This window comes from Flavobacterium sp. XGLA_31 (assembly GCF_051547105.1).
GTDB lineage: Bacteria > Bacteroidota > Bacteroidia > Flavobacteriales > Flavobacteriaceae > Flavobacterium.
The window spans coordinates 85,190-97,157 of the sequence record NZ_JBPTTM010000004.1; the positions used below are offsets into that span (position 1 = coordinate 85,190).

10 protein-coding genes and 2 tRNA genes are annotated in these 11,968 nt (G+C 38.8%); 6 read left to right on the top strand and 6 right to left on the bottom strand.

Annotated features, from left to right (window positions below; genetic code table 11):
* Positions 1 to 43: 43 nt before the first annotated feature.
* Positions 44 to 637, bottom strand: coding sequence for a fasciclin domain-containing protein (locus tag ACSVH6_RS09165; protein ID WP_438077722.1), 594 nt, complete (start codon positions 635 to 637; stop codon positions 44 to 46).
* Between the two features lie 195 nt (positions 638 to 832).
* On the opposite strand from ACSVH6_RS09165, the gene ACSVH6_RS09170 reads away from it, so the two are divergent.
* Positions 833 to 1,549 (top strand): hypothetical protein, encoded by a 717-nt coding sequence (locus ACSVH6_RS09170; RefSeq protein ID WP_438077724.1) that lies wholly within the window; start codon positions 833 to 835, stop codon positions 1,547 to 1,549.
* 49 nt (positions 1,550 to 1,598) lie between these two features.
* Here the strand turns inward: ACSVH6_RS09170 and typA are convergent, their stop codons facing one another.
* Complete coding sequence (gene typA, locus ACSVH6_RS09175) at positions 1,599 to 3,395, bottom strand: translational GTPase TypA (protein WP_438077726.1); 1,797 nt, start codon at positions 3,393 to 3,395, stop codon at positions 1,599 to 1,601.
* A 162-nt stretch (positions 3,396 to 3,557) separates the two neighbouring features.
* Here typA and ACSVH6_RS09180 point away from each other — a divergent pair, with 162 nt between their 5' ends.
* Both ACSVH6_RS09180 and ACSVH6_RS09185 read left to right on the top strand, forming a co-directional pair.
* The gene (locus tag ACSVH6_RS09180) at positions 3,558 to 5,291 is read left to right on the top strand and encodes a PAS domain-containing sensor histidine kinase (protein WP_438077728.1); all 1,734 of its coding nucleotides are present in this window, start codon (positions 3,558 to 3,560) and stop codon (positions 5,289 to 5,291) included.
* A gap of 4 nt (positions 5,292 to 5,295) precedes the next feature.
* Positions 5,296 to 5,703 (top strand): response regulator, encoded by a 408-nt coding sequence (locus ACSVH6_RS09185; RefSeq protein ID WP_438077730.1) that lies wholly within the window; start codon positions 5,296 to 5,298, stop codon positions 5,701 to 5,703.
* A gap of 75 nt (positions 5,704 to 5,778) precedes the next feature.
* On the opposite strand, the gene rpsT is transcribed toward ACSVH6_RS09185, so the two are convergent.
* The 4 genes from rpsT to proS all read right to left on the bottom strand — a co-directional run bounded on the left by rpsT (position 5,779) and on the right by proS (position 7,907).
* Positions 5,779 to 6,030, bottom strand: coding sequence for a 30S ribosomal protein S20 (gene rpsT / locus ACSVH6_RS09190; RefSeq protein WP_131475973.1), 252 nt, complete (start codon positions 6,028 to 6,030; stop codon positions 5,779 to 5,781).
* Between the two features lie 150 nt (positions 6,031 to 6,180).
* Positions 6,181 to 6,252: transfer RNA gene (locus ACSVH6_RS09195), tRNA-Glu, on the bottom strand.
* Positions 6,253 to 6,274: 22 nt separating this feature from the next.
* Positions 6,275 to 6,346: transfer RNA gene (locus tag ACSVH6_RS09200), tRNA-Glu, on the bottom strand.
* 82 nt (positions 6,347 to 6,428) lie between these two features.
* Positions 6,429 to 7,907, bottom strand: a complete 1,479-nt coding sequence (proS, locus tag ACSVH6_RS09205; RefSeq protein ID WP_438077732.1) for a proline--tRNA ligase — start codon at positions 7,905 to 7,907, stop codon at positions 6,429 to 6,431.
* Positions 7,908 to 8,007: 100 nt separating this feature from the next.
* Between proS and ACSVH6_RS09210 the strand changes: the two genes are divergently transcribed.
* The 3 genes from ACSVH6_RS09210 (at position 8,008) to rimO (ending at position 11,957) form a co-directional block, all read left to right on the top strand.
* Entirely contained in the window at positions 8,008 to 8,961 is a 954-nt protein-coding gene (locus ACSVH6_RS09210; RefSeq protein WP_438077734.1) for a hypothetical protein, read from the top strand.
* A gap of 35 nt (positions 8,962 to 8,996) precedes the next feature.
* A complete protein-coding gene (locus ACSVH6_RS09215; RefSeq protein WP_438077736.1) occupies positions 8,997 to 10,553 on the top strand; it encodes an OmpP1/FadL family transporter in 1,557 nt (518 codons plus the stop codon).
* A 102-nt stretch (positions 10,554 to 10,655) separates the two neighbouring features.
* Entirely contained in the window at positions 10,656 to 11,957 is a 1,302-nt protein-coding gene (gene rimO / locus ACSVH6_RS09220; RefSeq protein WP_438077738.1) for a 30S ribosomal protein S12 methylthiotransferase RimO, read from the top strand.
* The last annotated feature ends 11 nt before the right edge of the window (positions 11,958 to 11,968 follow it).

The window sequence follows — 11,968 nt, forward strand, 5'->3', positions numbered from 1 at the left end:
GTGGGGCTTTTAAATATAAAGTAATCGGGAAGCTGCTAATGGATTAGGACTTTGGCGTCACCACCGCGTCTATCACATGGATCACTCCGTTGGATTGGTTAACATCGGTAATGGTTACTTTGGCACTTTTTCCGTTTTCATCTGTAATATACAAATCAGCGCCTTTCATCCAGGCGGTCAAAGTACCACCGCTTACCGTTTTCAATACCGCTTTTCCGCCTCCTTTTTTGATAGCGGCAGCGATATCGGCCGCATTCATTTTACCGGCTACCACGTGGTAGGTCAGGATGGTTTGCAGCATTTTTTTGTTTTCAGGTTTCAGTAGGGTTTCCACTGTGCCTTTGGGCAGTTTGTCAAAGGCGGCATTGGTTGGGGCAAACACGGTGAACGGGCCTTTCCCTTGCAGGGTTTCTACCAAATCAGCGGCTTTTACAGCGGCTACCAATGTGGTGTGGTCTTTGGAATTGACCGCATTTTCAATAATGTTTTTGGACGGATACATTGGGGCACCGCCCACGGTTACGGTTTTTTGCTTCGCCTGTTCGCTGACGCTCGAGGCTTTTTGGGCATAAGAGGCTGTTCCTAAAAGTAGTGTCAGGGCAAAACAGGCTGTCGCTAAAAAATTTCTCGTTTTCATAATGATGTGTTTTAAAAGTTATATTGCCATTTACGCCGGGACTTCGGGTTTGGTTTTGGGAACACTTCTTTTTTATAAAAATTTAACAACTGTAGCACCCCAATTTCTAGCCTGGTTTTGATTATCTTATCTCATATTTTTGTACTTTAGACTTCCTAACCTCCATCATGCCAACTCCTTAAACCGTATCAAGTCATGCTGAAGAATCCGTTACATTTGGAAAAAGAATTATTGTCAGCCCGTAAAAAATTTAAATCGGAAGCTGCAATTTTGGAAGAAGTAGCCGCCATCTTGGCCGAAAATGAAACCGAGCGTCGTCAAATTGCCGAGGCTTTACATTCAAAAAGTTCCACAAATACTAATGTCCTGCAGTTGGAACTCCTGGAAGCCGATAAGATTTTTCATTTGGAACAAATCAAAACCATCTGTATTGATTACCGATTGCGGTTTCTGGACAGTCATCTCTTTAAAAATACCATACCTGAAGAAGCCATTTCAAAAATCAGAGCAATGGAGCGGGACCACAACACCACATTGGAAGGTTTTAAAATTATTGCGCCAAGTAAAGCTTTTCATTTGCTGAATTACGATGACCCTTTGCTGTTTGTACCAATGGGAAATGACTATTACTATTTGGTACACCAATGGGGTAAAGAAATCAATACGTTCCGAAAATTACTGGTATTGCCGCTGAAGAACTTGTGGAATTTCACACTGTTCAGCATTATAGTGAGCATTCTGATAACCTTATTGGTTCCTGAAACTAAATTGAGCAAATCGGTACCGATGGCTTCAGTTATTATTTTTCTGTTTGCCTTTAAATCGGTGTTTGCGGTATTTGCCTATTACTTTTTTATGATGGGTAAGAACTTTAATACCGAGATATGGCAACGGCAGTACTATAATAATTAAAGAAAAAAGCCCCGATAATTCGGGGCTTTTTTCTTTATTGCAACTGCAATTATATTTTAAAACGTTTACGGTCGTTTTCGTTCAAATAGATTTTACGCAAACGCAACGACTTAGGCGTTACCTCTACATACTCATCTTTTTGGATGTACTCTAAGGCTTCTTCCAAAGAGAACTTGATGGCCGGAACGATTTTGTTTTTATCGTCGGCACCGGCAGAACGGAAGTTCGTCAACTGCTTGGTTTTGGTGATATTAATTGTCATATCATCGCCACGGGAGTTCTCTCCTACTACCTGACCTTCGTAAATGTCTTCGTTTGGATCAACAAAGAATTTACCGCGATCCTGTAATTTATTGATAGAATACGGAATGGCTTTTCCGTTTTCCATAGAGATTAACGATCCGTTGATACGGCCTGCAATGTCCCCTTTTAAAGGCTCGTAACCAATAAAACGGTGTGCCATGATGGCTTCTCCGGCAGTAGCAGTCAACAATTGGTTTCGCAACCCGATGATACCGCGTGACGGGATGTTGAATTTGATAATCATACGATCGCCTTTCCCTTCCATAGAAAGCATTTCGCCTTTACGAACCGAAACAAACTCTACGGCTCTTCCGGAAACGTGCTCCGGTAAGTCGATGGTTAATTCTTCGATTGGCTCACATTTTACTCCATCAATTTCCTTAATGATTACTTGTGGCTGCCCAATTTGTAATTCATAGCCTTCACGACGCATGGTTTCAATCAAAACCGATAAGTGCAATACACCACGGCCAAATACCATAAACTTATCGGCAGAATCAGTATCGGCAACACGAAGCGCTAGGTTTTTTTCTAATTCTTTAGCTAATCTATCTTTGATGTGACGTGAAGTTACAAACTTACCTTCTTTCCCAAAGAACGGTGAGTCGTTGATGGTAAACAACATACTCATGGTTGGCTCATCAATAGCGATGGTTTGCAAGGCTTCCGGATTTTCAAAATCAGCAACCGTATCACCAATTTCAAAACCTTCGATTCCTACGATAGCACAAATGTCTCCGGCAATCACTTCGGTTACTTTTTTACGGCCTAACCCTTCAAAAGTATGTAGTTCTTTGATTCTTGATTTTAATATTTTACCGTCTCTTTTTACTAATGAGATTGGCATTCCTTCCTTCAACACGCCTCTTTCCAAACGACCGATGGCGATACGTCCGGTGAAGGAAGAGAAATCTAAAGAGGTAATCAACATTTGAGGAGTCCCTTCGGATACTTTAGGAGCCGGTACATTGGCCACTACCATATCTAGTAAAGGCTCGATATTGGTCGTTACATTTTCCCAGTGGTCAGACATCCAGTTGTTTTTGGCCGAACCGTATACCGTAGGAAAATCAAGCTGCCATTCTTCTGCGCCCAATTCAAACATCAAGTCGAATACTTTTTCGTGTACTTCTTCCGGAGTACAGTTTTCTTTATCTACTTTATTAATTACCACACAAGGTTTTAATCCCAAGTCGATGGCTTTTTGCAATACGAAACGCGTTTGCGGCATAGGCCCTTCAAAAGCATCAACCAAAAGACACACTCCGTCAGCCATGTTCAATACACGCTCTACTTCCCCACCAAAATCGGCGTGTCCCGGAGTATCGATGATATTGATTTTGGTTCCTTTGTATACCACCGAAACGTTTTTAGAGGTAATGGTAATTCCTCTTTCACGCTCTAAGTCGTTGTTGTCAAGAATTAAATCACCTGTATTTTCGTTTTCGCGAAAGAGTTGGCAGTGGTACATAATTTTGTCAACCAAGGTGGTTTTACCGTGGTCAACGTGCGCAATAATTGCAATGTTTCTGATAGATTCCATGTGTGCTTTTTTGTGGGTGCAAAGGTACACTTTATTTTCAGATAAAAAACCAATAACAAATTAGTTTACACTTTAATAAAGCAGCCATGGAAGTTTATAAAATACTTGATAAGTTTTTATTCAAATTTTAAAAGTAGTTTGAAAATATATATATTTGAACTGATGAAAAACAATTCAAATAAAATAACATTAACCTACGTACTTATACTATTGTTCGTGGCTGTAGTAGGTCACAAATTTGTAATCAGTTTTTCAGCCAATACTCCCATTGAAGAAACGACTAAAATTGTTTTAAAATACAGCTACATCAAAGATTTAGTGCTGATATTGTTTTCAAGTCTGTTTTTCAAGTACATCCTGTACAACAACGATAAAAAAAACAAATCGATATTTGAAAAACTACAGGAAACCAATAACGAGATTATAGAATCGAATGAACGTTATGATATTGTAGCCAAAGCCACGAGTGACACTATTTGGGACTGGAAAATTGAAGAAGACAGTTTTTTATGGAACAAAGGGATTCAGGGCGTTTTTGGTTATGCGAAAGAAGATGTTGGTAAAACTTCAAAATGGTGGTTCGACCGCATCCATCCGGAAGACAGCTTAAAGATGTCGGTAAAACTGTATTCGTTTTTAGAACAAAAAACCGAAAAGTGGCAGGACGAATACCGTTTTCAGTGTGCCGATGGTTCCTACAAATATGTTTTTGACAGGGGATTTCTGGTAAAAGACAAAGACGGCAAACCCATTCGTATGATTGGAGCCATTCAAGATGTTACCAAACAAAAAGAAGAAGAGCAACGACTGCGTTTGTTGGAAACGGTGATTACCCAAACGAAAGATGCGGTAATGATTACCGATATTGATACCTCAGAAAATGTAATCCCGAATATCATCTTCGTCAACTCGGCCTTCACCGATATGACCGGTTATCCGGCAGAGGAAGTGATTGGCAAATCGCCGGCCATGTTCTTTGGTCCAAAATCGGACATCATGGAATTCGACAAACTGAAAACGGCCATTCAGGAATACAAAGAATGTTTTGTAGAAACCATCAGTTACAAAAAAAACAAAGAAGAATTTTGGGTGAATTTCTCTATGATTCCGGTAACCAACAAAGACGGCGAACACTCGCACTGGATTTCGATACAGCGAGATGTTACGGAAGAGAAGGAACGAGACAAAGAAAGAGAACAACTTATCCGAGAACTGACCCAAAACAATAAAGATTTAAAACAATTCTCTTATATCACATCCCACAACCTAAGAGCGCCACTATCCAACTTAACCGGATTGCTGAATCTGTTGGACGACATGACGATAGAAGATCCGGAATTGAAAGAAATCATTAGTGGTTTTTCTAAATCAACCCACTTGCTGAATGAGACGATTAATGATTTGGTGAAAGTAGTCATCATCAAAGACAATCCTTCTATAGAAAAAGAAAAGGTTTTAATCAAAGAGATCTTTGAAAATGTCTTTAATCAATTGAGCTTCCTGATTAGCCTGCACAAACCAATTTTAAAAATCGACTTGGAAGAAGTCACTATTTTAAATATCAACAAATCGTATTTAGAAAGTATTTTTCTAAATTTACTGACCAACTCCATAAAATACAGAGCAGAAAACCGGCAGTTGAGAGTCACTATATCTTCAAAAGTGGTTGACGATAACTTGGTACTAACCTTTAAAGACAATGGAATTGGAATTGATTTACACCGCAACAAAGACAAAATTTTCGGTTTGTATCAACGCTTTCACAATCATCCGGACAGCAAAGGATTGGGATTGTATTTGGTCAAATCACAAGTAGAAGCCATGGGTGGTACCATTACTGTAGAAAGCGAAATAGGAAAAGGAACCACTTTCACCATCATTTTTAAAAACAATTAAGTAAATGTTAGATAAGATTTTTTGTGTAGATGACGATGCCATAACGCTCATGCTTTGTAAAAAAGTAATTGAACGAGTGGAATTTGCCAAAGAAATAATTACCGCACAGAACGGCGAAGAAGCCATTGCCTATTTTAGTTCCTTAGCAGAGCAGCAGCCCGCAGACAATTCCTATCCGCGATTGACCTTACTGGATTTAAACATGCCCATAATGAATGGTTGGGAATTCTTAGAAGCCTACCAGAAAAACGGTTATCCGGATATTTTTAAAGAAGCAAAGTTTATTGTGCTCTCTTCTACTATTGACCCGCAGGACGTAGACATGGCTAAAAAGTACGCTGTAGTGCTGGATTTCATGTCTAAACCTATTACCAAAGAAATGCTCGAAGAACTCAAAGAAAAATTAGCCTAAAACACAGAAATATGCGCAAAATAAAAAAGCACTCAAATATTGAGTGCTTTTTTTATTGAGTTAAACAAAGTCAGATTATAACTTTGCCACGTGTTTCGTTAACTTAGATTTTAAGTTAGCAGCTTTATTATCATGGATAATATTTTTCTTTGCTAATTTGTCAATCATAGAAATAACAACAGATAATTTTGCTGAAGCTTCAGATTTATCTGTAGCCATTCTTAATGCTTTGATTGCATTACGAGTGGTTTTGTGTTGGTATCTGTTCAACACTCTTTTCTTTTCGTTGCTTCTGATTCTTTTTAAAGCTGACTTATGATTTGCCATTTTCTTTTAATTTAATTGTAATTAATATAAAATATTAGTTAAAAAAGAAAAACCTCCCACAATTAAAATAATCACTTTGGTTTTAACTAATAAAACAAAAATCCGAGACACTGAACTTTTATTTTATAAAACTAATTTACAACTAATTTGTAGCCCGTAGGGGAATCGAACCCCTCTTACCAGGATGAAAACCTGGCGTCCTAACCGATAGACGAACGGGCCAATTTTAAGCCTTGATATTTAGTAGCCCGTAGGGGAATCGAACCCCTCTTACCAGGATGAAAACCTGGCGTCCTAACCGATAGACGAACGGGCCATCTTTGCTTAAAATTGCGGTTGCAAAAATACAACTATTTTTCAATCCCGCAAGAGCGCAACAATTTTTTTGTGTTTTTTTATTAATAGGCTTTTGCAAACAACACTCTACCAGTCGATTTGCCTCCTGAAAAAATACACTTTCCTTCTTCTTTTACCTGATTCAAAGGAATACAACGTATGGTAGCCTTGGTCAAATCCTTGATTTTCTCTTCTGTTTCCGGAGTTCCGTCCCAATGAGCAGATACAAATCCCGTTTTGTTTTCAAGCACTTCTTTGAACTCTTCAAATGAATTCACTTCAGTGACATGTTCATTCCTGAAATCCAATGCGCGATTGAATAAATCTTTCTGAATTTGTTCCAACAAATCATTAATATAAGCGACAGCTCCTTCTTTCGCAATGACTTCTTTGGTCAATGTGTCACGACGAGCCACTTCAAAAGTACCGTTTTCTAAATCTTTAGGACCAATAGCAATACGAACCGGAACACCTTTTAACTCCCATTCCGCAAACTTGAATCCTGGTTTTTGTGTGGTTCTGTTATCAAATTTAACTGAGATTTTCAACTTCTTAAACTGAGCTATTAAATCATGAGCCGCAGCCGTTATGGCTTCAAATTCTTCATCTGTTCTAAAAATCGGCACTATCACCACCTGAATTGGCGCTAAGTTTGGTGGCAACACCAACCCATTATCATCCGAATGCGTCATTACTAAAGCCCCCATTAATCGGGTTGAAACTCCCCAAGAAGTTCCCCAAACGTGCTCTTGTTTTCCTTCCTGATTCGCAAATTTCACATCGAAAGCTTTGGCAAAATTTTGCCCTAAGAAATGTGAGGTTCCCGCCTGCAATGCTTTACCATCTTGCATTAATGCTTCGATACAATAGGTTTCTTCCGCTCCGGCAAAACGCTCGGTTTCGGTCTTTAATCCTTTTATTACGGGAATTGCCATAAAGTTTTCGACAAAATCAGCATATACCTGCATCATTTTTTCCGATTCTTCAATGGCTTCTGCCTTAGTGGCATGTGCGGTATGTCCTTCCTGCCACAAAAACTCGGCTGTTCTCAAAAATAAACGGGTACGCATTTCCCAACGCACCACGTTAGCCCATTGATTGATTAACAAAGGTAAATCTCTGTATGATTGCACCCAATTTTTATAGGTTGACCAAATAATAGCTTCACTAGTGGGACGAACAATTAATTCTTCTTCCAACTTAGCATTAGGATCTACCATTAATTTTCCGGGACGGGATTCATCATTTTTCAAACGATAATGAGTGACAATAGCACATTCTTTGGCAAATCCTTCTGCATTCTTTTCTTCAGCTTCAAACATGCTTTTGGGCACAAAAAGAGGAAAATAGGCATTACTATGTCCTGTTTCTTTAAACATACTGTCTAATTCTGCCTGCATTTTTTCCCAAATAGCATAGCCATACGGTTTGATAACCATACAACCTCTGACTCCGGAATTTTCGGCTAAATCAGCCTTAACTACCAGCTCGTTATACCATTTGGAATAATCTTCCGCTCTCTTTGTTAAATTCTTACTCATAATGAATAGTTTGGCATAAAAATTGTTTAACTTTTTTTAACTAAATAGTTCGGCAAAACTAACTATTTTTGTATAGTCCAACAATAAAAATGCTATAGATATGAAAACTTATTATTTTTCCAGCAGAAGATTATCCATTTATTCCCTACTTGGATTTCTTGCCATTGCCATTACTTCATGTGGATCCTATCAAAACAGTTCTTACTATGACGGAGATGGTGTTTATGGCAATGCGCAAAACACCTCTAACAAAGACAACGCACAAAGTAATAAGTATCAGGAGTACTTTAGCAATTTAAACCAAAATCCAGAAATAGTTACTAATGTTGACAACTACAGCACCGCAAACGATACTGTAGCTAAAACCGAAAGTTATAACGCCAATAATGCAAGTTGGGGAAGCAATCCTCAAACAGTAACCGTTAATGTTTATGATAACAATTGGGGTTACAACTATTGGAACAACTATTGGTACGGCAGTTATTGGGGCTGGGGTCCTTATTGGGGCTGGGGTTGGAACAGTTGGTACGGACCCAGCTGGAGTATAGGTTGGGGCGGTTGGTACGGGCCGGGTTGGTACGGACCAAGTTGGTATGGCGGTTATTATGGATATAACAATTGGTGTGGTAACTACTACAACCATTATTATAACGGAGGAAGAAGAGGTGGCGCTTACGGAAACGGTTTTGGCATAAGCAACCGATATGCCAGCAATAGATACAGCAATAGTCGTCTAACCTCTACAAATTTTTCAGGTGCAAGAAACAGCTCATTCTCTTCGCCTAGAAGTTCTCAAAACACTTATTATAACAATACCAGAAGTAATTCTAACTCTTCTGTGCGCACTTATTCAAACCCTTCTCCCCGAACTTATAATCAAAGCACTTCAACACCAAGAAGTTCAATTAGAACAGAATCGTCACCGGTTCGTACTTATACTCCAAGCACAAATTCAGGAGGAGGACGTTCCAATTATGGCGGAGGAAGCTATGGTGGCGGAGGTGGAAGCTACGGTGGTGGTGGAAGATCGTCAGGTGGCGGAGGTAGAAGATAAAAAATAGCAGCATTCGATTCAGATTAAAATTAACCATGAGAAAAAACTTTTTACTACTGTTGGCCGGGTTCTCTTTTTTATCATTACATGCCCAAGAGACAACTCCGGAAGATGCCTTACGATTGGCTGTTGACAATATTACCGGCACTGCAAGATTCAGGGCAATGGGAGGTGCTTTTGGAGCATTGGGAGGCGATTTGTCAGCTTTAAATCAAAACCCAGCCGGCTCACTTTTCTTCAACAACAATTATGCGACTGCTACAATAAGCATCAATAATACCAAAAACAGCTCATTATATTGGGGATCACGCACGAAAGACACAGACAGTTCATTAGACATGAACCAAGCAGGTGTTGTTTTTGTATTTAATGATACTAACGGCAATACTGATTGGAAAAAAATTGCCGTTGCTTTCAATTATGAAAATGCAAATAACTATAACAACAGCATGGTAGCGGCAGGAGCCAATCCTTACAATTCCATTGCAAATTATTTTGTCAATCAAGCCAATACAAACGGCGGAATTCCTTTGGAATTATTGGTAAATCAGCCAGGCGAAAGCTTTTATGACTTGTATGATTATTTAGGCACCTTACCCGATTCAAGCTATCCTAATGTTAGAGGATTCCAGGCTCAACAAGCCTATTTAGGTTATACTGCCTATTTATTTAACCCCGGACAAAATGGTTACACCAGTAATGCTTCTGCAGCCCATTATTACCAAGACAGTTATCTCACTTCAACAGGTTACAACGGGAAAATTGTCGGGAATTTTGCCACTCAATACAAAGACCTATTGTTTCTAGGTTTAAACATTAATGCTCATTTTACCGATTATACCAAAAGAACTTCTTTACGTGAGTCAAATGACAGCGAAGCCACAACAGGAGTTTCCTATATTCGATTTGACAATGAGCTCCACACCTTTGGCTCCGGTTTTTCATTCAATTTAGGTGCTATTGTTAAGATTGTCCCTCAGTTCCGAGTTGGTTTATCCTATGAATCACCAACCTGGTATCGTCTGACAGATGAATTGACACAATATTTGGAAGCAGATTACACCAATAATTCAGTGACCAATACTTATGTTGCTGACCCTAAAATCACTAATGTTTATGCTCCTTATAAAGTACAAACTCCTTCAAAATGGACCGGAAGTATGGCTTATCTTTTTGGTAAGAGAGGTTTATTAAGCATAGATGTTTCTACCAAGGATTATAGCGTAACGCGATTTAAACCTAAAAATGAGTATCCTTATGGGGGGCCAAACGGTCTCAACCAATATATGGCCAATTATTTAGATAATGCTCTTGAAGTCAGAGTGGGCGGCGAATACAAAATCAAGCAAGTTTCTTTACGAGGCGGGTATCATTTTGACCAAAGCCCCTACAAAACAGATCAAATCTTTGGTGACTTAACCGGCTATTCTGCGGGAGTTGGTTATAATTTTGGCGAAAGCAAATTAGACTTGGCTTATTCTTATGAACACAGAGCCATGAATCAACTTCTAGTTTCATCAGGAATGTCTGATCCGGCGAGAATTAACAGGTATAACAATAATATTGTCATCAGTTATTCTATTAATTTCTAAAATAAAAAACCACTTCTGAAGAAGTGGTTTTTTATTTTAATAGTCAAGAGATCAATTTCATTTGAAATAAAACAGTACTTTTGCTCTCCAATTTTCAATTCTATGAGAACGAAATCCATAAAGAAAAACAAGATTAATGTTATCACACTGGGATGCTCCAAAAACACTTATGACAGTGAGGTTTTAATGGGCCAACTCAAAGCCAGCGGTAAAGATGTAGTACATGAACAAGAAGGAAACATTGTTGTGATTAACACTTGTGGCTTTATTGATAATGCCAAAGCTGAGTCGGTCAACACCATACTTGAATATGCGGATAAAAAAGACAAAGGGATTGTTGACAAAGTTTTTGTTACCGGCTGTTTATCTGAAAGATACCGTCCTGATTTGGAAAAAGAAATTCCTAATGTAGACCAATATTTTGGCACGACAGAGCTTCCTCTTTTATTGAAAGCCCTTGGAGCGGACTACAAACACGAATTGCTTGGAGAACGATTGACCACCACTCCTAAAAACTATGCCTATTTAAAAATTGCCGAAGGATGTGACCGCCCTTGCAGTTTCTGTGCCATTCCTATTATGAGAGGAAAACACGTATCCCAATCCATTGAAAAATTAGTAAAAGAAGCCGAAGGGTTGGCCAAAAACGGAGTAAAAGAATTGATATTGATTGCTCAAGATTTGACTTACTACGGCTTGGATTTATACAAAAAAAGAAATCTGGCTGAATTATTAGAGAACCTTGTAAAAGTGGATGGTATAGAATGGATTAGATTGCACTACGCATTCCCAACCGGATTCCCTATGGATGTGTTGGATTTGATGAAACGAGAGCCAAAGATTTGTAACTATATCGATATTCCATTACAGCATATTTCAGATACTATTTTAAAATCAATGCGTCGAGGAACCACCAAAGCGAAAACGACAAAGTTATTGCAAGACTTCAGAAAAGCGGTTCCCGGAATGGCTATCAGAACAACATTAATCGTTGGTTATCCCGGAGAAACTCAGGAAGATTTTGAAACAATGCGCGATTGGGTACAAGAAATGAAATTTGAGCGCTTGGGTTGTTTCACTTATTCTCATGAAGAAAACACCCACGCCTATGCATTAGAAGACGATGTTCCGGAAGAAGTAAAACAAGCCCGTGCTGCAGAAATCATGGATTTACAGTCTCAAATTTCATGGGATTTGAATCAGGAAAAAATCGGACAAACTTTCAAATGCATTATCGACCGAAAAGAAGGACAACATTTTATTGGAAGAACAGAATTTGACAGTCCGGATGTTGACAATGAGGTATTAATAGATGCCGCTAAATTTTATGTCAAAACAGGTGAGTTTGTCAATGTAAAGATAACGGACGCTACGGAGTTTGACCTTTATGGGGAACCGGTATAAAATATGAAAGC